Origin of the sequence: Pseudoflavonifractor sp. MSJ-37 (assembly GCF_018917965.1) — a bacterium.
In the GTDB taxonomy this organism is placed as follows: Bacteria; Bacillota; Clostridia; order Oscillospirales; family Oscillospiraceae; genus Pseudoflavonifractor_A.
This window is the reverse complement of record NZ_JAHLPP010000001.1, coordinates 1,158,251-1,183,029: the sequence shown is the minus strand read 5'-3', so window position 1 is coordinate 1,183,029 and position 24,779 is coordinate 1,158,251. Positions and strand designations below refer to the sequence as shown.

At 64.5% G+C, this 24,779-nt stretch carries 24 protein-coding genes; 21 read left to right on the top strand and 3 right to left on the bottom strand.

Features of this window, described 5'->3' with window-relative positions:
- Nucleotides 1–100: 100 nt before the first annotated feature.
- Nucleotides 101–547, top strand: coding sequence for a holin family protein (locus KQI12_RS05590; RefSeq protein WP_216571502.1), 447 nt, complete (start codon nucleotides 101–103; stop codon nucleotides 545–547).
- Here KQI12_RS05590 and KQI12_RS05585 read toward each other — a convergent pair.
- Nucleotides 541–852: a hypothetical protein gene (locus tag KQI12_RS05585; RefSeq protein WP_216571222.1), complete on the bottom strand. Its 312-nt coding sequence runs from the start codon at nucleotides 850–852 to the stop codon at nucleotides 541–543. The genes KQI12_RS05590 and KQI12_RS05585 overlap by 7 nt on opposite strands.
- Before the next feature lie 195 nt (nucleotides 853–1,047).
- Here KQI12_RS05585 and KQI12_RS05580 point away from each other — a divergent pair, with 195 nt between their 5' ends.
- Entirely contained in the window at nucleotides 1,048–1,671 is a 624-nt protein-coding gene (locus tag KQI12_RS05580) for a flavodoxin family protein (RefSeq protein ID WP_216571220.1), read from the top strand.
- Nucleotides 1,672–1,733: 62 nt separating this feature from the next.
- Here KQI12_RS05580 and KQI12_RS05575 read toward each other — a convergent pair whose 3' ends face one another.
- Entirely contained in the window at nucleotides 1,734–2,927 is a 1,194-nt protein-coding gene (locus KQI12_RS05575) for a coenzyme F420-0:L-glutamate ligase (protein WP_216571218.1), read from the bottom strand.
- 170 nt (nucleotides 2,928–3,097) lie between these two features.
- On the opposite strand from KQI12_RS05575, the gene proC reads away from it, so the two are divergent.
- The 18 genes from proC (at nucleotide 3,098) to KQI12_RS12775 (ending at nucleotide 20,590) form a co-directional block, all read left to right on the top strand.
- Nucleotides 3,098–3,898, top strand: coding sequence for a pyrroline-5-carboxylate reductase (gene proC / locus KQI12_RS05570; protein ID WP_216571216.1), 801 nt, complete (start codon nucleotides 3,098–3,100; stop codon nucleotides 3,896–3,898).
- A gap of 85 nt (nucleotides 3,899–3,983) precedes the next feature.
- Nucleotides 3,984–5,153 (top strand): ATP phosphoribosyltransferase regulatory subunit, encoded by a 1,170-nt coding sequence (gene hisZ / locus KQI12_RS05565; protein WP_216571214.1) that lies wholly within the window; start codon nucleotides 3,984–3,986, stop codon nucleotides 5,151–5,153.
- On the top strand, nucleotides 5,150–5,800 hold the full coding sequence (gene hisG, locus KQI12_RS05560; RefSeq protein WP_216571212.1) for an ATP phosphoribosyltransferase: 651 nt from the start codon (nucleotides 5,150–5,152) through the stop codon (nucleotides 5,798–5,800). Before hisZ ends, hisG begins: the two co-directional genes overlap by 4 nt.
- Nucleotides 5,797–7,071, top strand: coding sequence for a histidinol dehydrogenase (gene hisD, locus KQI12_RS05555; RefSeq protein WP_216571210.1), 1,275 nt, complete (start codon nucleotides 5,797–5,799; stop codon nucleotides 7,069–7,071). The genes hisG and hisD overlap by 4 nt, the downstream gene beginning before the upstream one ends.
- 34 nt (nucleotides 7,072–7,105) lie before the next feature.
- Nucleotides 7,106–7,681, top strand: coding sequence for an imidazoleglycerol-phosphate dehydratase HisB (gene hisB, locus KQI12_RS05550; RefSeq protein ID WP_216571208.1), 576 nt, complete (start codon nucleotides 7,106–7,108; stop codon nucleotides 7,679–7,681).
- Entirely contained in the window at nucleotides 7,681–8,289 is a 609-nt protein-coding gene (gene hisH, locus KQI12_RS05545) for an imidazole glycerol phosphate synthase subunit HisH (RefSeq protein ID WP_216571206.1), read from the top strand. The genes hisB and hisH overlap by 1 nt, the downstream gene beginning before the upstream one ends.
- Nucleotides 8,286–9,008: a 1-(5-phosphoribosyl)-5-[(5-phosphoribosylamino)methylideneamino]imidazole-4-carboxamide isomerase gene (hisA, locus tag KQI12_RS05540; protein ID WP_216571205.1), complete on the top strand. Its 723-nt coding sequence runs from the start codon at nucleotides 8,286–8,288 to the stop codon at nucleotides 9,006–9,008. The genes hisH and hisA overlap by 4 nt, the downstream gene beginning before the upstream one ends.
- Nucleotides 9,002–9,757, top strand: a complete 756-nt coding sequence (gene hisF / locus KQI12_RS05535; protein WP_216571203.1) for an imidazole glycerol phosphate synthase subunit HisF — start codon at nucleotides 9,002–9,004, stop codon at nucleotides 9,755–9,757. Before hisA ends, hisF begins: the two co-directional genes overlap by 7 nt.
- Before the next feature lie 17 nt (nucleotides 9,758–9,774).
- The gene (gene hisI, locus KQI12_RS05530; protein ID WP_253290818.1) at nucleotides 9,775–10,107 is read left to right on the top strand and encodes a phosphoribosyl-AMP cyclohydrolase; all 333 of its coding nucleotides are present in this window, start codon (nucleotides 9,775–9,777) and stop codon (nucleotides 10,105–10,107) included.
- Between the two features lie 5 nt (nucleotides 10,108–10,112).
- Entirely contained in the window at nucleotides 10,113–10,445 is a 333-nt protein-coding gene (gene hisE, locus KQI12_RS05525) for a phosphoribosyl-ATP diphosphatase (RefSeq protein ID WP_216571199.1), read from the top strand.
- 152 nt (nucleotides 10,446–10,597) lie between these two features.
- Nucleotides 10,598–11,512 (top strand): UDP-N-acetylmuramate dehydrogenase, encoded by a 915-nt coding sequence (gene murB, locus KQI12_RS05520; protein ID WP_216571197.1) that lies wholly within the window; start codon nucleotides 10,598–10,600, stop codon nucleotides 11,510–11,512.
- Nucleotides 11,513–11,554: 42 nt separating this feature from the next.
- Nucleotides 11,555–12,415, top strand: a complete 861-nt coding sequence (gene rapZ / locus KQI12_RS05515; protein ID WP_216571195.1) for an RNase adapter RapZ — start codon at nucleotides 11,555–11,557, stop codon at nucleotides 12,413–12,415.
- 28 nt (nucleotides 12,416–12,443) lie between these two features.
- Nucleotides 12,444–13,448 carry a gluconeogenesis factor YvcK family protein gene (yvcK, locus tag KQI12_RS05510; RefSeq protein WP_216571193.1) on the top strand — a complete coding sequence of 335 codons (1,005 nt, stop codon included), beginning with the start codon at nucleotides 12,444–12,446 and terminating at the stop codon, nucleotides 13,446–13,448.
- A 14-nt stretch (nucleotides 13,449–13,462) separates the two neighbouring features.
- Nucleotides 13,463–14,371, top strand: coding sequence for a DNA-binding protein WhiA (gene whiA, locus KQI12_RS05505; RefSeq protein WP_216571191.1), 909 nt, complete (start codon nucleotides 13,463–13,465; stop codon nucleotides 14,369–14,371).
- Between the two features lie 25 nt (nucleotides 14,372–14,396).
- Complete coding sequence (locus KQI12_RS05500) at nucleotides 14,397–17,936, top strand: DNA polymerase III subunit alpha (protein ID WP_216571188.1); 3,540 nt, start codon at nucleotides 14,397–14,399, stop codon at nucleotides 17,934–17,936.
- A complete protein-coding gene (gene cls / locus KQI12_RS05495) occupies nucleotides 17,933–19,480 on the top strand; it encodes a cardiolipin synthase (RefSeq protein ID WP_216571186.1) in 1,548 nt (515 codons plus the stop codon). The genes KQI12_RS05500 and cls overlap by 4 nt, the downstream gene beginning before the upstream one ends.
- A 251-nt stretch (nucleotides 19,481–19,731) precedes the next feature.
- Complete coding sequence (locus KQI12_RS05490) at nucleotides 19,732–20,019, top strand: hypothetical protein (RefSeq protein ID WP_216571184.1); 288 nt, start codon at nucleotides 19,732–19,734, stop codon at nucleotides 20,017–20,019.
- A gap of 262 nt (nucleotides 20,020–20,281) precedes the next feature.
- Nucleotides 20,282–20,590 carry a hypothetical protein gene (locus tag KQI12_RS12775; RefSeq protein ID WP_371817964.1) on the top strand — a complete coding sequence of 103 codons (309 nt, stop codon included), beginning with the start codon at nucleotides 20,282–20,284 and terminating at the stop codon, nucleotides 20,588–20,590.
- On the opposite strand, the gene KQI12_RS05480 is transcribed toward KQI12_RS12775, so the two are convergent.
- A complete protein-coding gene (locus KQI12_RS05480) occupies nucleotides 20,574–21,026 on the bottom strand; it encodes a MarR family winged helix-turn-helix transcriptional regulator (protein WP_216571182.1) in 453 nt (150 codons plus the stop codon). The genes KQI12_RS12775 and KQI12_RS05480 overlap by 17 nt on opposite strands.
- Before the next feature lie 269 nt (nucleotides 21,027–21,295).
- On the opposite strand from KQI12_RS05480, the gene KQI12_RS05475 reads away from it, so the two are divergent.
- Entirely contained in the window at nucleotides 21,296–24,550 is a 3,255-nt protein-coding gene (locus KQI12_RS05475) for an ATP-binding protein (protein ID WP_216571180.1), read from the top strand.
- Nucleotides 24,551–24,779 lie beyond the last annotated feature (229 nt).

The following is a 24,779-nucleotide window of genomic DNA, read 5'->3' as shown; positions in this document are numbered from 1 at the left end:
AGGATCTGGAAGGACCAGGAGCGGACGGGACCGGCGGCGCATAGTATCCCTATGAGCGGCCCCGGCCGGTCCATATGAGGAGGTGAGAAGATTGGAACAGATGCATCGTTGGAAAGGGGCGCTCACGGCGCTCCTGGGCGGCCTGACCGCCCTGTGGGGCTGGTTCGGATGGCTGGTGCTTGGGTGGTGTGCCCTGATGCTACTGGACTACCTGAGCGGCTCTGCCGCCGCGGCCAAGGCCGGGGAGTGGTCCTCCAAAGCCGCTCGGGAAGGCATCTGGCACAAAGCCGGCATGGTGGTGGTGGTCCTGGTGGCCGCCGCTGCGGACCTGCTGCTGGCGCTGGTGCTGGACCAGCTCCCGGTGGTGTCCCTTCCAGTGGAGTTCCGGGGCTTGGTCTGCCCTCTGGTGCTGGTGTGGTACTGCCTCACCGAGTTGGGGTCTGCCGTGGAGAACGCCATAGCCATGGGCGCGCCGGTGCCGGAATGGCTCCGGAAGCTCCTGGCCGCCGGCCGGGAGGCGGTGGATCAGGCGGGCAGAGGTCAATAGAAGTGGGGCGTGCCATCCTCCATGATCCCCAGCATCCGGCAGAGGGGACTGGTGATGGTGCAGGCCGGCCGGCAGTAGTCCCCGTGGGGACCGTAGGGGAAGGCCCTGCCGCCGCCCTCCCACACGGACAGAGGCGGCTCGCCCCGGTCGTCCTTCCGGTCTGGATAGAGGGACCGGGCGGCGGCCTGGAGGGCCGTCAGTTCCGTGGATCGGGCGGTCTCATAGATCTTCAGGAGCTCCTCTGCGGTGAAGGTGACGGTGTCCTTCTGCATCTTCTGGATGGATGTGACGATATCGTCCGGCATGGGCCGAACACCTCCGTTCAAGATCGAAGCGCCAGCCGGTCCGTCCTGTCATGCTTGGGGCGGTCCGGCTGTTTTCGTATCCGTATCTTACCACGATCGGCGGAGAACTTGTAGTCCTATTTTCGCCGGGATGTGCTATACTGGAGACAGACACGTCCGGGTCGGCCCAGGCCCGGAGCAAGGAGGAACGAGATCATGAACGTATTGCTGTTGAACGGCAGCCCCCATGCCCAGGGCTGTACCTATACCGCTTTGGCCGAGGTGGCCGGGGCTCTGGAGTCCTGCGGTGTGGAGACCGAAATCTTCCAGCTGGGCACGGAGCCCATCCGGGGCTGTGTGGCCTGCGGCGGCTGCTCCGCCGGAAAGGGCTGCGTCCTGCCCGAGGGGAGAGTCAACGACTTCATCGGGAAGATGGCGAAGGCTGACGGCCTGGTAGTGGGCTCCCCGGTGTACTACGCCTCTGCCAACGGGGCCCTGATCAGCTTCCTGGACCGGGCCTTCTATGCCGGCGGGGACTGCTTCGCCCACAAGCCCGCGGCGGCTGTGGCCTCCGCCCGGCGGGCGGGCACCACAGCGACGCTGGATGAGCTGAACAAGTACTTCACCATCAAGCAGATGCCAGTGGTGTCCTCCACCTATTGGAACATGGTCCACGGCCACAGCCCCGAGGAGGTCCGGCAGGACCGGGAAGGCCTCCAGACCATGCGGAACCTGGGCCGGAACATGGCCTGGCTCCTGAAGTGCATCGCACTGGGCCGGACACAGGGGATCGAGCCTCCCGCGGCCGAGAGCGGGAACTGGACCAATTTCATTCGATAAGACCGCAAAAACGCCGGGGCCCATCGTGAGACGGGCCCCGGCTTTTTTATGCGTTCCGGGTCTTATTCGGTGGTGTAATTGTCGAAATAGCCCTGGATCAGGACGATGGGGGTGCCCTTGTCACCGGAGCCGGAGGTCAGGTCGCACAGGGAACCGATCAGGTCAGTGAGGCGGCGGGGCGTCGTGCCCTGGGCCGCCATATTGCCCACCAGACTGCCGTCCTTCTTCTGGATCTCCGCCTTGATGGCGTCCCGGAGGGCCTCTCCGGAGAGGGCGGCGAAGTCGTTGTCCGCCAGATACTTCAGCTTCAGCTCGTTGGGGGTGCCCTCCAGACCGGGCGTGTAGGCGGGAGAGACCACGGGGTCGGCCAGCTCCCAGATCTTGCCCACGGGGTCCTTGAAGGCGCCGTCGCCGTAGACCATGACCTCCACGTGCCTGCCGGTCTTGTCCAGGATGGTCTTTTGGATGTCCTCCACCAGGCCCTGGCAGTCCCGGGGGAAGAGCTTCACCTTGTCCTCGGTGGACTTGTTGGAGCCCAGCAGGCCGTACTTGGCGTTGTAGCCGCTGCCGTCCACGGGGGCGGTCATGATGTCGTCCAGACCGCAGACCCGTCCGGCCCCGGCGGCCTTCAGCAGACGCTTGGTGCGGGCACGGGTGTGGATGTCACAGGCCAGCACGTCTTTGGTGTAGCTCAGGATGGCACGGGGATCGTTGGCGAAGATGATCTCCACCTCGGCGCCGCTCTCCCGGATCAGGTCGGCATAGTAGGCCACATAGTCCACGCCAGTGAAGGGGTGGGTGGTATAGCCGAACAGCTCGCGGTAGCGCTCCAGCGTGAGCACGTCCCGGTAGGGGTCCACGCCCTTCTCGTCCATCACGTCCACGTCGATCAGATGGTTGCCCACCTCGTCGGAGGGGTAGCTCAGCATCAGGACCACCTTCTTGGCGCCCTTGGCGATGCCCCGCAGACAGATGGCGAAGCGGTTCCGGCTGAGGATGGGGAAGAGGACGCCGATGGTCCCGCCGCCCAGCTTGGCGCGGACGTCGGCGGCGATCTGATCCACGGAGGCGTAGTTGCCCTGGGCCCGGGCCACGATGGCCTCGGTCATGGCGATGATGTCCCGGTCGTGGAGGGAGAAGCCCGCCTCCCCGGCGGCCTCCAGGACGGAAGCGGGGACGATCTGGGAGAGGTCGTCTCCACTGCGGATGATGGGGGCGCGGATGCCCCGGGAAACGGTGCCGACCATTCGGCTCATACACAGCACTCCTATTTTTATAAAATACGCAGGGGGATCGGGCCGATATCCGACCCATATCATGGACCATTATACGATATCCCGGGCCGCTTGTAAATCAGGAACTGTTGCCGATCACGCTGTGATGTGGTAAACTGTTGGACGAAAAACCGAAAGCGAGGTCTTGTTTTATGAAACGAGCGGCATTCATCGGAACGGGGAGCATGGGGGGCGCGCTGGTGCGGGCGGCCTGCCGGTCCATCGGGGCGGATCAGGTGGTGATCGCCAACCGGACGGCGGCAAAGGCCGAGGCGCTGGCGGCGGAGACGGGCTGTACGGCGGTCCCTGACGGCCGGGCCGCCGTCGAAGCCGCCCGATACATCTTCCTGGGCGTGAAGCCCCACATGGTGAAGGACCTGCTGACGGAGCTGGCCCCGGCGCTGGACGGGGGGAAGGTGCTGGTGTCCATGGCGGCGGGCCTGACCACTGAGACGCTGGCGGGCTGGGTGTCGGCGGGCACGCCGGTCCTGCGGATCATGCCCAACACCCCCTGCTCCATCGGGAAGGGGATGACGGCCCTCTGCGCCGCTCCCGGCACGGCGGAGGAACATCTGGTCGCTGTGGAGGAGATCCTCCGCGCCTCCGGTCGGGTGGAGCGCCTGGAAGAGCGGCTGATGGATGCCTTCTCGGCGGTGGCTGGGTGCGGTCCCGCTTATGTGTACCCCTTCCTCGAGGCCATGGCGGACGGCGGCGTGCTGGCGGGCCTGCCCCGGAAGCAGGCGGTGGCCTTCGCCGCTCAGACTCTGCTGGGAGCCGCCGCACTGGTGCTGGAGACCGGGGAGCATCCCGGCGCGCTGAAGGACGCGGTCTGCTCTCCCGGCGGATCCACCATCGAGGGCGTGGCCGCGCTGGAACGCCATGGCTTCCGGGCGGCGGTGCTGGACGCGGTGGAGGCGGCCTGGCGGAAGAACGCCGCTCTGGGCAAGTCCTGATCCGGGCCCGCAGAAAGCCCTTGACGATCACGTGATAGTATAGTATATTAGCGTGGTAAAGCGATGAAGAAAGGGGCGACGCCCGATGACATATACCATCAACACCCCCGAGGGGACCCGGGACCGGCTCTTCGCCGAGTGCCGGGACCGCCGGAGCACCCAGACGGCTTTGACCGACCTCTTCTACCGGAGAGGCTACGCGGAGGTCTCCACGCCGGAGGTGGAGTTCTACGACCTGTTCCTCCGCTCCGGCAGCCCGCTTCCCCAGGAGTCCATGCTCAAGATCATCGACCGGAGCGGCAAAATCATGGTCATGCGGCCCGACTGTACCGCCCCCATCGCCCGGGTGGCGGCCACCAAGCTCAAGACCCTGCCCCTGCCCCAGCGCCTCTACTACGCTGAGACCGTGTTCCGCTCCGGCGACCAGCACCGGGGCGGCAGCAGTGAGATCGCCCAGTGCGGCGTGGAGCTGATCGGCGCGGCAGGGAAGAAGGCCGATCTGGAGATCGTCGCCATGGCGGTAGATGCCCTGCGTTCCTGTGGACTGGCACGGTTCCACATCGAGCTGGGCCACGCCGGGTTCTTCCGCTCTCTGGCGGACCGGATGGATCTGGAGGAGGATCAGGTGGAAGAGCTCCGGAGCCTGATCGAGGGCAAGAATTTCGCCGCGCTGGGCGACTTCCTGGAGCCCTATCAGGACCGGCCTGCCACAGCGGCCCTCCTGCGGCTCTCCCGGCTCTTCGGCGGGGCGGAGGTCCTGGATGAGGCCGAGGCTCTGGCCGGGGAGAACGAGGCCATCGCCTATCTGCGGGAGCTCTACGAGGCTCTGTGCGGCGCGGGCTACGGCAAGTACCTGCGCTTCGACCTGGGACTGGTGCATCAGATCGACTACTACACCGGCGTGGTGTTCCGGGGCTATGTGGAGGGCGCGGGCGACGCGGTCCTCTCCGGCGGCCGGTATGACAGCCTGGTGGCCTCCTTCGGCCGGAGCGCCCCGGCCACCGGCTTCGCCGTGGACGTGGACGCGGTGGCGGCCTGCCGCCCCGGCACCGAGGCACCCAGGGTGGGCACCCTGATCCACTTCGCAGAGAGCGAGCTGGACCGGGCCTTGACCGCCGTGGATGGCCGGGCCGCCGGGACCTGCGAGCTCTCTCCCTGCGAGACACTGGAGGAGACGCTGGCGCTGGCCCGAAGGAAGGGCGCCGGCCGGGTGCTGGTGCTGGACCCTGACGGAGAAAGGACGGTGGAGGTATGAGCCAGGATCTGCGGATCGCCCTGACGAAGGGGCGTCTCCAGGACAAGAGCGTGGAGCTGTTCGAGGCCATGGGGCTGGACTGCTCCCCCATCAAGGACCCGGGCCGCCGGCTCATCCACAAGGTGCCGAACTACCCGCTGGAGGCCGTGCTGGCCAAGGCTCCCGATGTGATCACCTATGTGGAGCACGGCGTGTGCGATCTGGGCATCGTGGGCAAGGACACTATCCTGGAGCACGGCAAGTCCTTCTACGAGGTGCTGGACCTGGGCTTCGGCAAATGCCGCTTCGCCCTGGCCGTGAAGAAGGGGAGCGACTTCTACGGGACCTATAAGACCCGGCGGGTGGCCTCCAAATACCCCAATGTGACCCGTGCCTTCTTCGAGAAGAAGGGCATGGACGTGGATATCATCAAGATCGAGGGCTCGGTGGAGCTGGCTCCTATCCTGGATCTGGCAGACGGCATCGTGGACATCGTGGAGACCGGCGTCACCCTGCGGGAGAACGGACTGGTCCCCATCGAGGACGTGGCCCAGGTCAGCGCCAGGCTGATCGTGAACACCGCCAGCATGAAGCTCCACAAAGCTCAGATCGAGGACTTCATCGGCCGCTGTGAGGCCGAACTCGCAAAGCGGAGGGAACAGGCATGATACAGATCGTGAACGCGGACGGCACCGGTGAGCAGAAGGTCATCGCCTCCATGCGGGCCCGGGCCGCGGCGAAGAATTCGGATATCGAGAAGGCGGTCGCCGCCGTCATGGAGGACGTGAAAGCCCGCGGTCTGGAGGCGGTGGAGGAGTACTCCCTCCGTTTCGACAAGACCGCCCCCTATGAGATCTCCAGAGAGACTTTGGACAAGGCCTACGCCTCCTGTCCTAGGGAGCTGATCCGGGCGCTGGAGCATGCGGCGGACAACATCCGGGACTACAATGAGAAGCTCCTGGCGAAGAGCGCCGAGTGGACCTCCCCCGACGGGGGCACCGTGGGCCGGGTGGTCCGGGGCCTGACCCGGGTGGGCGTGTATGTCCCCGGCGGCACGGCGGCCTATCCCAGCAGTGTGCTGATGAACGTCGTCCCCGCCAAGGTGGCCGGGGTGGAGGAGATCGTCATGGTGACGCCTCCCACGGAGAACCTGAACGATGCCGTGCTGGCGGCCGCCAAGATCGCCGGCGTGGACCGGTGCATCGCCGTGGGCGGCGCTCAGGCAGTGGCCGCCCTGACCTACGGCGCCGGCTTCATCCCCAAGGTGGACAAGCTGGTGGGCCCTGGAAACGCCTTCGTGGCCGCCGCCAAGCGGATGGCCTACGGTTCGCTGGACATCGATATGGTGGCCGGCCCCTCCGAGGTGCTGGTGATCGCCGACGGCTCCGCCGATCCCAAGTTCATCGCCGCCGACCTGCTGAGCCAGGCCGAACATGACAAGCTGGCCTCCGCCGTCCTGCTGACCACCAGTGCGGAGCTGGCCTGGGCCGTGGACGCCGAGATGGTCCGCCAGACCGGCTATCTCAGCCGCTCGGAGATCATGGAGCAGTCTGTCCGGGACTTCGGCTGTGCCATCGTCTGCCGGGACCTAGACGAGGCGGCGGCTCTGGCCAATGAGATCGCCCCCGAGCATCTGGAGATCGTGACGGAGGCCCCCCGGGCCCTCCTGCCCAAGATCCGCAATGCGGGCGCCGTGTTCCTGGGGGCCTGGTCCCCGGAGCCTCTGGGCGACTATCTGGCGGGTCCGGACCATGTCCTGCCCACCAGCGGCACCGCCCGCTTCTTCTCCCCCCTGAGCGTGGACAGCTTCCTCAAGACCATGAGCGTGATCGAGTACAGCCGGGACACCCTGGCCCCCATCCAGAAGGAAATCGTGGCGCTGGCCGAGACCGAGAAGCTCACCGCCCACGCCAACTCCATCCGGGTCCGCTTCGAGTGATCCCGGGATGCGACGAGAGAAAGGAGACGCTCCCATGCGTACTGCGGAACTGACGAGGACCACCAAGGAGACCGACATCTCCCTGAAGCTGTCCCTGGACGGGGGACCGGTCGCGGTGTCCACCGGGATCGGGTTCTTCGACCATATGCTGACCGCCTTCGCCTTCTACGCCCGGTTCGGCCTGGAGCTGAAGGTGACCGGCGACCTCTATGTGGACGGCCACCATACGGTGGAGGACACCGGCATCGTTTTGGGACAGGCCGTTCGCGAGGCCCTGGGCGACAAGAAGGGCATCCGCCGCTTCGGCTCGGCCTATGTGCCTATGGACGAGGCCCTGTGCTTCACGGCGCTGGACTGCTCCAACCGGCCCTTCCTGGTGTTCGACGCCCCCATGCCCCAGCCCATGATCGGGGACTATGACGCCTGCCTGACGGTGGAGTTCATGCGGGCCCTGGCGGTGAACGCCGGCCTGACTCTCCACCAGAAATGCCCCTACGGGGACAACGCCCACCACATCACCGAGGGATTGTTCAAGTCCCTCGGCCTGGCCCTGAAGGACGCCGTGAAGATCGAAGGCGGCGGGGTGGTCTCCACCAAGGGGGTACTGTGATGGGCTATACGGCAGTCGTGGATTACGGCGTGGGCAATCTGAAGAGCGTCACCAACGCCATGGACTATCTGGGGCTGGCCACCCGGATCACCGGCGATCCGGCGGAGCTGGAGCGGGCCGATTCCATCATCCTCCCCGGCGTGGGGGCCTTCCCCGACGCGGCGGAGCGCCTGCGGGCCGCCGGTCTGGAACGGGTGGTGCTGGAGCAGGCTGAGCGCAAACCGATCCTGGGCATCTGTCTGGGGATGCAGCTCCTCTTCCAGCGGGGGGAGGAGGTCCGGCCCTGTGAGGGGCTGGGGCTGGTCGCCGGGTCCGTCCGGCGGATCGAGACCCCCTATAAGCTCCCCCACATCGGCTGGAACAGCCTGCGCTTTCCGAACCCCTCGCCCCTGTTCGCGGGGCTGGAGGAGGGCACCTGCGTGTACTTCGTCCACTCCTTCTGCGGTGTCAGCGGGGACCCCGCCCAGGTGGCGGCCTACACCGACTACGGCGGCCCGGTGGTGGCGGCGGTCCAGAACGGGAACGTGTTCGGCTGTCAGTTCCACCCGGAGAAGAGCGGTGAGGCCGGCCTGCAGATCTTGAAGAATTTCGGAGGTTTGAGCCGATGATCTTGTTTCCTGCCATCGACTTGAAGGACGGAAAAGTCGTCCGTCTGTATAAAGGGGATTTCGCCACGGCCCATCAGGTGGCGGAGGACCCCGTGGCCACCGCCGCCGCGTTCTACGCGGCGGGGGCCCGGCACATCCACATGGTGGATCTGGACGGGGCCCGGGACGGCATGCGCCGGAACGGGGCCATCGTAAAGGACGTGGCCGAGAAGTCCGGCCTGAAGGTGGAGCTGGGCGGCGGCATCCGTTCCATGGCCGACCTGGAGGCAGTGTTCGCGCTGGGCGTCTGGCGGGCCGTGATCGGTTCGGCGGCGGTCAGCGATCCGGACTTTTTGAAAGCAGCGGCGGCGCGCTACGGCGCCCGGATCGCTGTGGGCGTGGACGCCCGGGACGGGCGGGTCCGCACCGCCGGCTGGGAACAGGACTCCGGCCTGGACTATCTGGACTTTGCCAAAACGCTGGCGGAGGAAGGGGTGGAGACCATCATCTTCACCGACATCGACACCGACGGCACTCTGACCGGTCCGGCCTTCCAGAGCCTGGCCGCCCTCCAGAAGGTGTGGAAGGGCCAGATCACGGCCTCCGGCGGCGTGTCCAGCAATGAGGACATCCGGAAGCTCCATGAGATGGGCCTCTACGGTGCCATCATCGGCAAGGCGTACTATGCGGGGACCCTGGACCTGGCCGCCGCAGTGCGGGAGGGAGGCCCCCAATGTTAGCGAAACGGATCATCCCCTGCCTGGACGTGCGGGACGGCCGGGTGGTGAAGGGCGTCAACTTCGTGAACATCCGGGACGCGGGCGACCCGGTGGAGTTGGCCAAGTACTACTCGGACCAGGGCGCCGACGAGGTGGTGTTTCTGGACATCACCGCTACGGTGGAGGCCCGTAAGACCGTGGCTGACGTGGTGGAGCGCACCGCCAGACAGGTGTTCGTCCCCCTGACGGTGGGCGGCGGCATCCGCTCTGTGGAGGACTTCACCCAGCTCCTCCGGGCCGGGGCCGACAAGATCTCGGTGAACTCGGCGGCGGTGGCAGATCCCCAGCTGATCGCCCGGGCGGCGGAGCGCTTCGGCTCCCAGTGTGTGGTGCTGGCGGTGGATGCCAAAGCCAGAGGCGACGGCGGCTGGGAGGTGGTCGTGGCCGGCGGCCGGAAGCCTACCGGCCTGGACCTGATCGAGTGGGTGCGGCAGGGCCAGGCCCTGGGGGCAGGAGAGATCCTGCTGACCTCTATGGACACCGACGGCACCAAGGCGGGCTTCGACCTGCCCATGACCAAGGCAGTGGTGGAGGCCGTGGACATCCCGGTGATCGCCTCCGGCGGCTGCGGCTGTCTGGAACACTTCGCGGAGGTCTTTGAAAAGACCGGCTGTGACGCCGCGCTGGCGGCGTCCCTCTTCCACTTCGGGGAGCTGACTGTGCCTCAGGTGAAAGACTATCTGCGGGGACGGGGCATCCCGGTCCGCTGATGAGGAGGAGAAGATCGATGTTCGATTTGGACCAGCTCTTCACCAAGTCCGACCTGATCCCTGTGATCGTGCAGGACGTGGAGAGCAAGGATATCCTGATGCTGGGCTTCACCGACCGGGAGGCGGTGGAGCGGACGCTCAGGACCAAGACGGCCTGGTTCTGGAGCCGGAGCCGTCAAAAGCTGTGGAACAAGGGGGAGAGCTCCGGACATTTCCTCCATGTGGAGCGGATGGTGACCGACTGCGACACCGACACCCTGCTCTACTTCTGCCGCCCGGACGGCCCCACCTGCCATACCGGGGCCCGGAGCTGTTTTTTCAACGAGATACCGATGGATGAGAAGGAGTGAGCATCATGCGGGAGAACGATGTGCTCCAGGACCTTTATCAGGTGGTCCTGGGCCGGAAGAGCGAGCCTCAGGAGGGGTCCTACACCTGCTATCTGTTCGAGAAGGGCCTGGACAAGATCCTGAAGAAGGTGGGCGAGGAGTCTGCGGAGACCATCATCGCCGCCAAGAACGGCAGGCAGGAGGAGACGGTGGGAGAGATCTCCGATCTGATCTACCACCTGATGGTCATGATGGTGGACCAGGGCATCCCGCTGGATGCGGTGCTGGACGAGCTGGACCGCCGCAGCAAGAAGATCGGCAACCTGAAGCAGTTCCATCAGGTGGACCACGAGTCCTGAATAAAAAGAGAGGACGCCCCTCTGGGAGAGCCATCCGGCTCCGGGAGGGACGTCTTTTTATTTCTCTTGACGAAGTTTCTGCCGCCTCTTCTATTTTTCGGCCGGAGCTGGTATAATAAAATGTCATAGTATGAGAGCTTGGAGGACCTTCCATGGATAGATACGCCGCACTGACCCGAGAACTGGCCCGCGTCTGCCCCGGTCTGGAGCTGAGAGAGCAGGAGCCCCTGGCTCGCCACACCTCGTTCCGGATCGGCGGTCCGGCCCGGCTGATGGCCCTGCCCCGCTCGGCGGAGGAGGCGGCCCAGGCCGTCCGCGCCGCGCGGGCGCTGGACATCCGGCCGGTCTTTTTGGGCAATGGCTCCAATATCCTGGCGGCGGACGAGGGCTATGAGGGCTTCCTCATCAAGACCTTCGACGGCCTGAGTACGCTGGAGGAGCGGGACGGCATCATCACCGCCGGGAGCGGGACCCTCCTGTCCCGGCTGGCCAACTTCGCGCTGGAGCGAGGCCTCACCGGATCGGAGTTCGCCCACGGCATCCCCGGCACGGTGGGCGGAGCCGTGACCATGAACGCAGGAGCCTACGGCGGTGAGATCGCCCAGATCCTGCGGGAGGTGGTCCTGCTGGACCGGGAGGGGGAACTCCGGACCCTGCCGGCGGCGGAATGCGAGCTGTCCTACCGGCACAGCGCCTTTCTGGACGGGGAGCGGATGCTCCTGTCTGCCCGGTTCGCCCTAGCCACCGGAGACCCTGCTCAGATCCGGGCCCGGATGGAGGACCTGGCCGCCCGGCGGAAGGCCAAACAGCCGCTGGAACATCCCAGCGCGGGCAGCACCTTCAAGCGGCCGGAGGGCCATTTCGCCGCCGCCCTGATCGAGCAGTGCGGCCTGAAGGGCCTCACCGTGGGCGGGGCTCAGGTGTCGGAGAAGCACAGCGGCTTCCTCATCAACCGGGGCGGCGCCACCTGCGCCGATATGCTGGCCCTGATCGGTCAGGTCCGGGCCCGGGTCCGGCAGGAGACCGGCGTGGAGCTGGAGCTGGAGGTCCGTACGCTGGGCATCTGACCGGGACGTTCCAGAGAGCAGAGAAGGAAAGGGAAGGATCGTATGGAATTCATCATCATCTCCGGTCTGTCCGGCGCGGGCAAGAGCAAGGTCGCCTCCTTTATGGAGGACATGGGGTTCTATGTGGTGGACAATATGCCCGCCCCGCTGATCCCCAAATTCGCGGAGCTGTGCATGGCCGGCCACGGCAAATATGACCGGGTGGCCCTGGTCACAGACATCCGGGGCGGACATACCTTCGACGACCTCTTCGAGAGCCTGGATGCCCTGCGGGACATGGACTGTGCCTATCAGATCCTCTTCGTGGAGGCCAGCACCGAGACCATCATCAAGCGCTACAAGGAGACCCGGCGGATGCATCCATTGGCCCGGGAGGGCGAGCCCCTGTCCGAGGCCGCCCAGAAGGAGCGGGAGACCCTCAAGCCGGTGCGCCAGCGGGCGGAGTACCTGATCGACACCACCGCCCTCACCACGGCCAAGCTCCGGGGGGAGGTCCTGCGCCTCTTCGGCGATGGGCAGGAGGCCCACGCCATGAGCGTCAACGTGATCTCCTTCGGCTTCAAGTACGGCATCCCTATCGAGGCCGATCTGGTGTTCGACGTGCGGTTCCTGCCCAACCCCTACTACATCGCGGAGCTGCGCCATCAGACCGGGCTGGATGAACCGGTGCGCTCCTTCATCTTCCATTATCAGCAGACCCGGGAATTCATGGCCCATCTGGAGAGCCTGATGAGCTTCCTCCTGCCCCAGTACGTGGCGGAGGGCAAGACCATGCTGGTGATCGCCGTGGGCTGTACCGGCGGCCAGCACCGGTCCGTGGCCATGACCCGGGCCCTGGCGGAGTTCATCCGCCAGAAGGGCTACACTGCCAGCGAGAACCACCGGGACATGACCCGTGCGTGAGCCGGACGGCAGATGGGGAGGACAGCACATGAGCGCATCGACCAGACGGCGGGGCCCGAAGATCGTGGCCATCGGAGGGGGGACGGGACTGTCCACCATGCTCCGGGGCCTGAAACTGCATACGGAGGATCTGACCGCCATCGTCACCGTGGCGGACGACGGCGGCGGCTCCGGCGTCCTCCGCCGGGACCTGGGGATGCCCCCGCCGGGGGACATCCGCCACTGCATGGAGGCCCTGGCCAATGCCGAGCCGGTGATGGAACAGCTTCTGAGCTACCGCTTCCCGGAGGGCTCCGGGGGGCTCACGGGACAGTCCTTCGGCAACCTGATCTTGGCGGCCCTCAACGGGATCTATCCTTCCTTTGACGAGGCAGTGGCCCGGATGAGCGAGGTCCTGGCCATCTCGGGCCGGATCCTGCCGGTGACCAACGAGGACATCCAGCTGGAGGCCACCTTCGAGAACGGCACCTCTGTGGTAGGGGAGTCTAAGATCTTCCAATTCAAAAAGGCGCAGGACTGCCGGATCCGGAGCGTGCGGCTCCTGCCGGAGCGGCCTGCCGCCCTGCCCGCCGCGCTGGAGGCCATCCGGCGGGCGGACCTGATCCTGCTGGGGCCGGGGAGCCTCTATACCAGCGTGATCCCCGACCTGCTGGTGGACGGCATCACCGAGGCCGTCTGCCGCTCCGGGGCGCTGAAGATGTACATCTGCAACATCATGACCCAGGACGGGGAGACCGAGGGCATGACCGCCTCCGAGCACGTGGCGGCCCTGCTCCAGCACTCCGCGCCGGGACTGGTGGATCTGTGCCTGTGCAATTCCGCTCCGGTCCGTCCGGGGCTGGTGGAGCGCTACCGGGAGGAGGATGCCGCCCCCATCGTGGTGGACCGGGAGGCCGTTGAGGCCCTGGGGGTGGAACTGGTCAGTCGCCCGATCGCCTCCGAGACCTCCAATTATGCCCGCCATTCCGTCACCCGTCTGGCCCAGGCGGTGATGGACATCTACGAGGAGCGGGCCCATACCAGGATATTCTGAGGAGGGAGCGCGTTTTGTCCTTCGCATCCGAGACCAAGGAAGAGCTTTGCCGGGACGAGCTCTCCCGCCGCTGCTGTGCCCAGGCTGAGGCCTATGGCGTCCTGCTGTTCTGCAGCCGTTCCACCGGGGACGGAGTGCGGATCGTCACCGAGTCGGCGGCTTTTGCCCGCCGGCTGCCCCTTTTGTTCAAAAAGGCCTTCCGGCTCCGCTTCGACGGACAGCCCGCGGAGCCGTGGGAGGGCGCCGGAAAGCGGGTGTTCACCGTAGAGGACCGGGACAAGCTGTCCCAGATCTGGGAGACCTTCGGCAGCGATCCACGGGAGACGGTGGCCCATCACATCAATTTCGCCGTTCTGGAGGAGGAACACTGCCGGACGGCCTTCTTCCGGGGGGCGTTCCTGGCGGGAGGGTCCGTGACGGATCCGGCCAAGCGCTACCATCTGGAGCTGGCCACCTCCCATTACAGCGTCAGCCGGGAGATGAGTGCCCTGCTGGTGGACGCCGGGTTCGCCCCCAAGGAGACGACCCGGAAGTCCAACTACATCACCTATTTCAAGCAGAGTGAGGCCATCGAGGACTTCCTGACTGCCATCGGCGCGCCTCTGTCCGCCATGGCCGTCATGAACGCCAAGGCGGAGAAGGCTGTGGTGGGCGGCGTCAACCGCCGGGTGAACTGCGACGCGGCCAACCTGGACAAGGCGGTGGAGGCCGCCCAGGAGCAGATCGAGGCCATCCGCCGCCTGGAGGCCCGGGGCGCTCTGGAGGACCTGCCCCCCAAGCTGAGGGCCACGGCGGAGCTCCGGGTGGAGCATCCTGAGCTGACGCTGGCCCAGCTCTCCGAGCTGATGGATCCGCCCGTCACGAAATCCTGCCTCAACCATCGCCTGCGCAAGCTCCTGGAGCTGGAGCGGAAGGGCGGTTAGAGGACCTGCACCAAGGAGGCACATCATGTCCTTTGTCCATCTACATGTCCATACGGAGTACAGCCTGCTGGACGGCGCCTGCCGGATCCCGGGGCTGGTGAAGCGGGTGAAGGACCTGGGCCAGGAGGCCGTGGCGATCACCGACCACGGCGTCATGTACGGCGTGATCGACTTCTACCGGGCCTGCAAAGCCGAGGGCATCAAGCCCATCATCGGCTGTGAGGTCTATGTGGCCCCCCGGACCCGCTTCGACAAGGTCCACGAGCTGGACGCGGGCGCCCGGCATCTGGTCCTTCTGTGCCGGAACGAGGAGGGCTACCGGAACCTGAGCTATATGGTCTCCCGGGCCTTCATCGACGGCTTCTACATCAAGCCCCGGGTGGACATGGACCTTCTGCGGGAGCACTCCGGTGGCCTGATCGCCCTGTCCGCCTGCCTGGCAGGAGCCGTCCCCCGGCTGATCACGGGGGGAAACTACGCCGGGGCCAAGGCTCACGCCCTGGAGATGCAGGAGATCTTCGGGCCGGAGAACTACTATCTGGAGCTCCAGGACCACGGCCTGCCGGCCCAGAAGGAGGTCTCCGAGGGCATCCTCCGCCTCCACCGGGAGACCGGGATCCCTCTGGTGGTCACCAACGACGCCCACTACCTGAGCCGGACGGACGCCCCCATGCAGGACACCCTCATGGCGATCCAGATGGGCAAGACCGTGGACGACCCCTCCCGGATGCGGTTCGAGACCCAGGAGTTCTACATCAAGTCCGAGGAGGAGATGGCCGCCCTGTTCCCGGAATGGCCCGAGGCGGTGGAGAACACCAAGAGGATCGCGGACCGATGTGAGGTGGAGTTCGAGTTCGGCAAGTACCACCTGCCCGAGTTCAAGCTGCCCGAGGGCTATACCGACGGGGACGCCTATTTCCAGAAACTCTGCGACGAAGGCTTCGCCCTCCGCTACCCGGACGCCCCGGCGGGCTACCGGGACCGGCTGGAGTACGAGATGGGGGTCATCCGGCAGATGGGCTTCGTGGAGTATTTCCTGATTGTCTCGGATTTCATCGGCTACGCGAAGCGCCACGACATCCCGGTGGGACCGGGCCGCGGCTCGGCGGCGGGCTCCATGGTGGCCTACTGTATGCGGATCACCGAGATCGATCCCATGCGCTACGACCTGTACTTCGAGCGGTTCCTGAACCCGGAGCGGGTCACCATGCCCGACATCGACGTGGACTTCTGCATCCGCCGCCGGCAGGAGGTCATCGAGTACGTCCAGCGGAAGTACGGCACGGACCATGTGGCCCAGATCGTCACCTTCGGCACCATGGCCGCCCGGGGCGCCATCCGGGACGTGGGACGGGCACTGGACGTGCCCTATGCCGATGTGGACGCCATCGCCAAGCAGGTGCCCAGCGGGCCTGGGGCCCTGCATATCACTCTGGATGACGCCCTGAAGCTCTCCAAGCCCCTGCGGGAGAGCTACGAGGGGGACGAGACCGTCAGGAGGGTCATCGACACCGCCAAGGCCATCGAGGGGATGCCGCGCCACGCCTCCACCCATGCCGCCGGCGTGGTCATCACCAAGCGGCCGGTCTATGAATACGTCCCACTGGCCCGGAACGACGAGTCGGTGGTCACCCAGTACACCATGACCACGCTGGAGGAGCTGGGCCTGCTGAAGATGGACTTCCTGGGCCTGCGGAACCTGACCGTGCTGGATGACGCGGTGCGGCTGGTCCGCAAGACGGACCCGGGGTTCTCCCTGGCGGCCCTCCCGGACCACGACCCGGAGGTCTATCAGATGCTCTCCGAGGGCAGGACTTCCGGCGTGTTCCAGATGGAATCGGCGGGCATGACCGGCGTGTGCGTCAGCCTCAAGCCCAAGGACATCGAGGACATCACCGCCATCATCGCCCTCTACCGCCCCGGCCCCATGGAGTCCATCCCACGATTCATCGCCTGCAAGCAGGACCCGGGGAAGATCTCCTACAAGCATCCGATCCTCAAGCCCATTCTGGAGGTCACCTACGGCTGTATCGTCTACCAGGAGCAGGTGATCCGCATCTTCCAGGACATGGCAGGCTTTTCACTGGGGCAGGCCGACATGGTCCGCCGGGCCATCTCCAAGAAGAAGAAGGCCCAGATCGAGCGGGAGCGCAAGGCATTCATCTACGGCGACCCGGAGCGTGGCATCGAGGGCTGTATCGCCCGGGGCATCCCGGAGCAGGTGGGCCAGGACGTATATGACGAGATCTACGACTTTGCCAACTACGCCTTCAACAAGGCCCACGCAGTGAGCTACGCCGTGGTGTGCTATCAGACGGCCTGGTTCAAGTGCCACAAGACCCGAGAATATATGGCGGCCCTCCTGACCTCCGTGCTGGACTCCAGCGAGAAGGTGGCCGAGTACATCGGCGAGTGCAGGGACTGCGGCATCGCCCTCCTGCCCCCGGACATCAACGAGTCGGAGGCCTCCTTCACCGTCTCCGGGAAGGACATCCGTTTTGGTCTGGCCGCCGTGAAGGGCGTGGGCTGGGGCTTCGTCCGGGATGTGCTGGCCGAGCGGGAAAAGGGGCCCTTCAAGGATTTCCCGGACTTCTGCCTGCGGCTCTTCGACCACGACCTGAACAAGCGGGTGCTGGAGAACCTGATCCGGTGCGGCGCGTTCGACTCCATGGGCGTCCGCCGCTCCCAGCTCCTGATCGCCTATGGATCGCTGGTGGACACGATCGCCCAAAACAAGCACAAGAACCTGGAGGGCCAGTTCGACCTCTTCGGCGGCGGAGGCGACGCGGCGGAGACCGCTCCGGTGCTGATCGTGCCGGACATCCCGGAGTTCTCCCGCCGGGATCTGATGAACATGGAGAAAGAGACCACCGGCCTCTACCTCACCGGACACCCCATGGACGAGTACCGGGAACTGGCCAAGCAGTATGCCGCCGCCCCCATCGGCGCGATCCTCACGGACTTCGCCCGGGAGGGCGGGCCGGAGCGCTTCACCGACGGGCAGAAGCTCACCGTGGCCGGGGTGGTGACGGCCTCCAAGACCCGCACCACCCGGAACAACACCCTCATGGCCTACGCCACGCTGGAGGATGACACCGGCTCCATGGAGCTGCTGGTGTTCTCTCGGGTGCTGGGGGAGTCCAGCGGTCTGCTGAAGGAGAACACCCCGATCGTGGCCGACGGCCGGGTGTCGGTCCGGGACGAGAAGCCCCCCCAGATCATGTGCGACCGGATCCGGCCGCTGGCCCCCGACGCCGGGGCAGACAGGGGAGAGGACGCTCCGACGCCCCCCGCCGGACGGGTGAGGAAGCTCTTCCTGCGCCTGCCGTCGGAGGAGGATCCCCGCTGGCGGAGGATCCTGCGGATGCTCCTCATGTTCCCGGGCGACGTCCCCCTCCGGACCAAGTTCGTAGATACGGAGCGCTGGGCCCCGGCCTATCCCTGCCAGCTCCATCCTCTGCTGATCCAGGAGCTGAAGGACCTGCTGGGCCCGGAGAACGTGGTGCTCAAAACGGGGAGGCCGGAGGAGCTCCGGCCCCTGCCGGGAGGGGAGGTGTTCTCATGATCGGACGGATACTTCGGAGGATCGGGAAGGCCCTGTGCCACCGGGTGACGGTGACGCTCCTCCTGATGGGGGTGCAGGTGGCCCTGTTCCTGTTGGTCATGACGGAGTTCTCCGAGTACTTCGTCTATTTCTACTGGCTGTGCATCGTGCTGTCGGTGATCGCGGTGCTGTGGATCGTGGGCAACCGGAGCGACCCAGGGTATAAGATCGCATGGATCATACCGATCCTGCTCTTCCCGGTGTTCGGCGGACTGATCTACCTCCTGCTGGGCGGCAGCCGGCTGTCGGCCCGCCAGCGCCGCCGGATGAGCGTCATGGAGACCCAGATGTCCGGCGCTCTGGACCCGGATTGGAAGGCGGAGGCCCTCCGGCCCTTCGGGCAGGACGCGGTGAACCAGTCCCGCTATCTGGAGCAGTACGCCCACGGCCCGGCCTATTCCAACACCGAGGCGGTCTACTTCCCGCTGGGGGACGATCTGTTCCCCCGGATGCTGGAGGAGCTGGAGAAGGCGGAGCGCTATATCTTTTTGGAGTACTTCATCATCCAGGAGGGCACCTTCTGGGACGCCATCCTGGAGGTGCTGGAGCGGAAGGCCGCCGCCGGGGTGGACGTGCGGGTGATCTACGACGACATCGGGAGCCTCTTCACGCTCCCGGTGCGGTATGCGGAGAAGCTGGAGGCCAGGGGCATCCGGTGCTGTGCCTTCAACCGGATGGCCCCGGTGCTGTCCCTGCGGCTCAACAACCGGGACCACCGGAAGCTGTGCATCATCGACGGCCACACCGGCATCACTGGCGGGATCAATCTGGCGGACGAGTATATCAACGCCGTGGTGAAGTACGGCCACTGGAAGGATACCGCCATCCTCCTGCGGGGCGAGGCGGTGTGGAGCATGACGGTCATGTTCCTGACCATGTGGGACTACATCCGGGGCCATGAGGACCTGGAGCAGTTCCGGCCCGCGTCCCTCCCCGAGATCCCGGCGGAGTGCGGGTCCTACTTCGTCCAGCCCTACACGGACAGCCCGCTGGACGGGGAACCGGTGGGGGAGACGGTCTATCTGAACCTGATCTCCAAGGCCCGGCAGTATGTATACCTCACCACACCCTATCTGATCATCAGCGACAGTGTGAACACTGCCCTGTGCAACGCCGCCAAGTCCGGCGTGGACGTGCGGATCATCACCCCCCACATCCCGGACAAGAAGGTGATCTTCGAGGTCACGCGGGCCCACTACGAGCCTCTGTTGGAGGCGGGGGTCAAGATCTACGAGTACACCCCCGGATTCATCCACGCCAAGAATTTCGTGGTGGATGACCGGTACGGTACCGTGGGCACGGTGAACATGGACTACCGCAGTATGTTCCTCCACTTCGAGGACGGCGTGTGGCTCTGCGGGGCCCCCTGCCTGGGGGACATCAAGGCGGACTTCCTCCGCACCCAGGCGGTCAGCGAGCGGATCACGCTGGAGCGTTGCCGCTCCCACAGCGGCGTCCGGCGGCTGTTCCGGGCCGTCCTGCGGGTGCTGGCACCGATGATGTGACCGGCGGCCATATGCCCCGGTCTATGGATGATGACCAGAGGACGTACTCTCCGATCTTGCAAGATCGGAGAGTACGTCCTTTTTGAAGATCATTCACAAAATGGCGAAAACGCGTGCGCTCATCCTGTCTTCTTGACATGGGACGGATATTTGGTCACGCTATCATTCGGATGACAGGACGCCGCGGAGACGCGGCTTTTCGAGTACGACGGGGTTAGCTTTTGCTAATTATGAAAGGGGATGGAGATAGGATGGGACCGATCAGGCTCTCCGGCGTGCCGGAGACCATGCTTCAGACGCTCTACGCCCGAGCGAAAGAGAGCCGGGGGCGCGGCGCAGTCCACGACCCCGAAGCGGAGAAGATCGTGGATGGGCTGGACTACGACTTTTCCTCCGCGGACCGGGACACCGCGATGCGGGACGGAGTCATCGACCTTGCCTGCGGACTGGATGCCCGGCGTAGCCGGATGCGGGGCTACGGCTACTGGTATGACCTCGACCTGCCCGGAGGTCATCGCGGTGCGGGCGGTCTCCAATAAGATCGTCATCCTGGAACGCGTCTGAGGGGAACAGTCGCACGGAGGAGTACAAAATGAAAGAGCCGGCAGTACCTGCCGGACCGGAAATGGGAGAGAGATGTCGAAACAGGCGACGGGATTCCAGAGGAAGGAAATGATCCGGATGTACCGGGGCAGAGAGATCTTCAAGCCCCTGAACACCGGCTGGATCGACGAGCATGTGGCCTGCGTCCGGGAGTGGGTGGCCAATATCTTCTTCTAACGAAAAGGCGGGACCACCATCATGATCGACGCCGGGTACAACTATGACCGTCTGGAGGAGAAGATGGGCTGGCTCGGCGTCGACCCGGGCGCTATCCGGCACATCTTCCACGCCCATGGCGAGCTGTGTGACGACGAAGGTGACGAGGTTCAGCACCTGACTGCCGGTCGAAACGGCGGAAAGCCCCGCAGTCGAACCAAAGCGCCCGACGACCAGCAGATCGACGGCGCCGTAGGCCGCCTGCAGGACCAGGGCTCCGAGCACAGGGAGCATGGACCGGGACAGCTTCTTCAAAATGCTGCCCTGCGTAAAATCAGTATCCAAGCGTGATCTTCCATTCTGACATGACATGGTATAGCCGTTTGATGGTACGGATCGTACATTCGGCGTCTTCCTCTGAGAGATCGGTCAACAGCGGCGCGAGCCGGGAAAAGAACTGTTCATTATAGGTCCGGGAGAGCGCCTTCCCGGCCTCTGTGATCGAGAGGTGCGTGACGCGGCCATCCCGCTCGGAGGCGGTCTTGTTCAGATATCCGGCATCCTCCATCTCTTTGACCGTCCGCGTCACGCCGGGGCGAGGGATGTCCAGCGCGTCGCTGATATCCGATACCTTCACCTGGATGCCGCGGGCCGCCAGAGTCTCGATCGTATCGAGATAATGGATATAGGACGGCGTGACGCCCTTCGGAAGCGCCGGAAGCAGTTCCCGGACCCGTTTGGCTTGATAGCACGCGTCGAGCAGGGCCTTTATCGTCGCGATGGTCATGAGCTGCATCTCCTCCTTGTGATTATCTATGATAATTAACTTTGGTAAGTATAAGGGGGAGGATGCCATTGTCAACCCCCTTGCCCGAAAATATGGAAGAGAAGGAAGCGGGAGGGACGGCCATATCGATCTCGTTTTTGTATGCCTCAGGATAGACTTTTCATCCAAAATGCGTTAAAATGAGTCCAATGACAGGACAAAACGTAGATCCAGACCCGATACGGCCCGTTTTCTAAGCTGGCATCGGAAGGAGAGAAGGAAACGACACGATGAAGGTTCGAGTGGAAAGGCACAGATGGGCATCGGCGCTATTGGCGGCCGTGTGCCTGATCGGCCTGCTGCCAAAAACGGCATATGCCGCATCCGGGGACCGTCTGCGGGAGACGGTCCGGGTGGGCTGGTATGAGGATTCGTACCATATCTCCGGGGAGAACGGGGAACGGAGCGGATACGGTTATGAGTATGAGCAGGCCGTGGCGGCCTATACCGGATGGGACTATGAATATGTGAAGGCCGACTGGGATGAGCTGCTGGAGCGGCTGCGGGATGGAGAGATCGACCTGATGGCGGCTCTGTCCTATACGGATGAGCGGGCAGAGACCATGCTGTTTTCCGAACTGCCCATGGGCGAGGAGCGGTATTATCTGTATGTGGATCTGCGGGATGGTGAGATCACGGCGTCTGATCTGGATACGCTGAACGGCAAGCGGATCATCGCGATGGCCCAGAGCGTGCAGGACACCGAGTTCTCGCACTGGGAAGAGGAACACGGCATCACGACCCAGCACATAGATGTGGACAGCATCGACCGTGCCAGACAGATGATCGCAGACGGCGAGGCGGACGGCGTCATCTCGACAGAGACGCCCATCTGGGTGGAGGCTGGGATGTCCGCGCTCACCATGGTGGGCGGGTCCGAGATCTATTACGGGATCAACAAGGACCGCCCCGATCTGAAAAAAGAGCTGGACGATGCGATGCGGAGCATGGAGTATGACAAGCCGTTCTATGGGGACGAGCTCTATCAGCGCTATCTCTCCGCCCAGTCCGCGGCGGTCCTGTCCGCGGAGGAGCGGGGATGGCTGGCCGAGCATGGCACGATCCGAATGGGCTTCGTGGACGGTGATCCCGGCGTGAGCACCATCGATGCCGAAAGCGGGAAGGTGACCGGGGTGATCGATGATTATATCCGGTATGCGTCGGACTGCCTGGACGGCGATACCTTATGCTTCGAGCCGGTGGGATACGGTTCTCAGGAAGCCCAATTGGAGGCACTGCGGAACGGCGAGATCGATATGATCTTCCATGTCAGTCAGGACCCCTATCTCGCGGAGCAAAACGATCTGTCCTTATCGAACACAGTCTGGTCGTTCAATATAGCCGCGCTCACGGCCCAGAGCGGCTTCGATGAGAACGCGGAGAACAGCGCCGCAGTGGCCAGAGACGACCTGGTGTCGAAATGGTATCTCTCCTACCACTATCCTCTGTGGAGGATCGTAGAGTATGATACGCAGGAGGATGCGGAGCGGGCAGTGCGCGGCGGCAGAGCCGACTGCTTCATCCGCAGGTCGAGCCAGGTAGCGAAGTATATCAAGGATAATAAGCTCCACAGCGCTTCCCTGCTGAAGCAAAACGACGTATCCTTCGCGGTCCGGCGGGGGGACACGGTCCTGCTGGCGATCCTGAACAAGACGCTGAAGGCCATGCCCAGCGCCATACTGACCGGCGCGGTGTCTGTGTATGATGACGCGGCGTATAAGATCACAGCGGTGGACTTCATCAAAGATAATCTGCTGACCATCACACTGGCGTTCGTCACCGTGTTCCTGCTGATCCTGCTGCTGATCCTGGGGCTTCTGAAGAAAGCGAGACAGGCCGCCAGTCAGGCGCAGGACCTGAACCAGCGTCTGCGGGCCAGTCAGCAGAAGCTCCGGGAGGCACTGGCACAGGCGGAGCGCGCGAACTCCGCAAAGACCACCTTCCTGAGCAATATGTCTCATGACATCCGCACGCCCATGAATGCCATCGTTGGCCTGACCGGCCTGATGGCCCGGGAGCCGAGGCTGTCGGAGCGTCTGCGTGCCTATATCGCCAAGATACAGCGCTCCAGTCAGCATCTGCTGAGCCTCATCAACGACGTGCTGGACATGAGCAAGATCGAATCCGGTGAGGCCGCGCTGAACGACGAGCCGGTGAGCCTCGCGGAGATCGTGGGCCAGATGGACAGCATCATCCGTGCCCAGACCAACGAGCGGGGCCAGAGCTTCCAGATCCGGGTCCACACGGTGGCGCATGAGTATATCTGGTCTGATGGACTGCGTCTGCGCCAGCTTCTGATCAACCTGCTCTCCAACGCGACCAAGTATACCCCGCGGGGCGGAAGCATCACCTTCGACCTGACGGAACGACCCTGCGATCGGGCCGGATATGCCTCCTACCGCATCGTCGTGGCGGACACCGGCTGCGGCATGGAGCCAGAGTTCCAGAAGCATATCTTCGAGCCCTTCACCCGCGCGGAGGATTCCCAGACGAACAAGGTACAGGGCACCGGGCTCGGCATGGCCATCGCCAAGAACATCGTCGATTTGATGGGCGGCACGATCCGGGTGGAGAGCACGCCCGGCAAGGGCAGCCGATTCGAGGTGGACCTGACGTTCGAGATCGACCGGGATATGGATCAGACGACCGATCTGGGATCGGTCCTGCTGATCTCAGACGACGAGGGCCTGCGCCAGAACATCGCCGCAGCCATGCGGGAGGCCGATGCCGGTTTTTATGCAGTCGCGACTAAAGAAGAAGCCGTGGAGCGGATAGGACGGCAGAAGATGGACATCGTCCTCGTGGGTGGGCACCTCACCGTGCCCAGACTGACCGAAACGGTGGATCTGGTGCGCGGAGCTGCGAAGGACGCGGTCCTGATCTTCTTCGTGGACTACATCCAGCCTGAGCAGGCGGAGGGCGTGGTGTCTGCCTGCCGGGTGGACGGCGTGGTCCCACGGCCGTTCTTCCTCTCGGAACTCCAGCAGACGGTCGAACATATCCGGTGTGCGGATACTGATGAGGAGGAACGAGGCTCGGAGTTCAAGGGGATGCGCTTCCTCTGCGCGGAGGACAACGACCTGAATGCGGAGATCTTGGAGGCTGTTTTGGATATGAACGGTGCGTCCTGTGTGATCTATCCCAACGGCAAAGAGTTGGTGAAGGCTTTTGCGGAGGCCAGGCCAGGCGACTATGACGCGATCCTCATGGACGTGCAGATGCCAGTGATGAACGGCTTGGAGGCCGCGAAGGCCATCCGCGGCAGCGGCGGACTGGGTGAGACTATCCCCATCATCGCCATGACGGCCAACGCCTTCACGGAGGACATCCGGCAGTGTCTGGACGCCGGCATGGATGCCCACGTGCCAAAGCCCCTCGAGATATCTGTTTTGGAACAGACTCTGAAGAGCCTGATCGGCAGGAAATTCTCGGGGGGGGGACATTTGTCCGCATTAAAAAAACATAGACGGATGAGCAGCCGATAAAGTCATCACGGAACGGAAAAAGGCCTGCGGAGCAGCTCCAGCAGAAGAGGAGCGCTCCGCGGGCCTTTTTGACCGGAACGGAGCGGTTGAGGGGGATGGATGTGCGAGGGGGTGCCGATCCGTTGATTTTTCTAACTTGATATGTTACTATTGCAAAAGATCGACGGGTCGGCTGGGCATAGTATATACGTCTTGGCGCCGTAGCTGGATAGACGAAACGCCCTGCCTT

Coding starts and splice junctions, on each gene's coding strand:
- hisG (WP_216571212.1), top strand. CDS start 5,150: ATGAGCCAGGATCTGCGGATCGCCCTGACGAAGGGGCGTCTCCAGGAC.
- KQI12_RS05500 (WP_216571188.1), top strand. CDS start 14,397: ATGTCCTTTGTCCATCTACATGTCCATACGGAGTACAGCCTGCTGGAC.
- hisF (WP_216571203.1), top strand. CDS start 9,002: ATGTTAGCGAAACGGATCATCCCCTGCCTGGACGTGCGGGACGGCCGG.
- hisB (WP_216571208.1), top strand. CDS start 7,106: ATGCGTACTGCGGAACTGACGAGGACCACCAAGGAGACCGACATCTCC.
- KQI12_RS05575 (WP_216571218.1), bottom strand. CDS start 2,927: ATGAGCCGAATGGTCGGCACCGTTTCCCGGGGCATCCGCGCCCCCATC.
- KQI12_RS05475 (WP_216571180.1), top strand. CDS start 21,296: ATGAAGGTTCGAGTGGAAAGGCACAGATGGGCATCGGCGCTATTGGCG.
- rapZ (WP_216571195.1), top strand. CDS start 11,555: ATGGAATTCATCATCATCTCCGGTCTGTCCGGCGCGGGCAAGAGCAAG.
- KQI12_RS05585 (WP_216571222.1), bottom strand. CDS start 852: ATGCCGGACGATATCGTCACATCCATCCAGAAGATGCAGAAGGACACC.
- hisI (WP_253290818.1), top strand. CDS start 9,775: ATGTTCGATTTGGACCAGCTCTTCACCAAGTCCGACCTGATCCCTGTG.
- KQI12_RS05580 (WP_216571220.1), top strand. CDS start 1,048: ATGAACGTATTGCTGTTGAACGGCAGCCCCCATGCCCAGGGCTGTACC.
- proC (WP_216571216.1), top strand. CDS start 3,098: ATGAAACGAGCGGCATTCATCGGAACGGGGAGCATGGGGGGCGCGCTG.
- KQI12_RS05490 (WP_216571184.1), top strand. CDS start 19,732: ATGGGACCGATCAGGCTCTCCGGCGTGCCGGAGACCATGCTTCAGACG.
- hisA (WP_216571205.1), top strand. CDS start 8,286: ATGATCTTGTTTCCTGCCATCGACTTGAAGGACGGAAAAGTCGTCCGT.
- hisD (WP_216571210.1), top strand. CDS start 5,797: ATGATACAGATCGTGAACGCGGACGGCACCGGTGAGCAGAAGGTCATC.
- KQI12_RS05480 (WP_216571182.1), bottom strand. CDS start 21,026: ATGACCATCGCGACGATAAAGGCCCTGCTCGACGCGTGCTATCAAGCC.
- yvcK (WP_216571193.1), top strand. CDS start 12,444: ATGAGCGCATCGACCAGACGGCGGGGCCCGAAGATCGTGGCCATCGGA.
- hisZ (WP_216571214.1), top strand. CDS start 3,984: ATGACATATACCATCAACACCCCCGAGGGGACCCGGGACCGGCTCTTC.
- hisH (WP_216571206.1), top strand. CDS start 7,681: ATGGGCTATACGGCAGTCGTGGATTACGGCGTGGGCAATCTGAAGAGC.
- KQI12_RS05590 (WP_216571502.1), top strand. CDS start 101: ATGCATCGTTGGAAAGGGGCGCTCACGGCGCTCCTGGGCGGCCTGACC.
- murB (WP_216571197.1), top strand. CDS start 10,598: ATGGATAGATACGCCGCACTGACCCGAGAACTGGCCCGCGTCTGCCCC.
- KQI12_RS12775 (WP_371817964.1), top strand. CDS start 20,282: ATGATCGACGCCGGGTACAACTATGACCGTCTGGAGGAGAAGATGGGC.
- hisE (WP_216571199.1), top strand. CDS start 10,113: ATGCGGGAGAACGATGTGCTCCAGGACCTTTATCAGGTGGTCCTGGGC.
- cls (WP_216571186.1), top strand. CDS start 17,933: ATGATCGGACGGATACTTCGGAGGATCGGGAAGGCCCTGTGCCACCGG.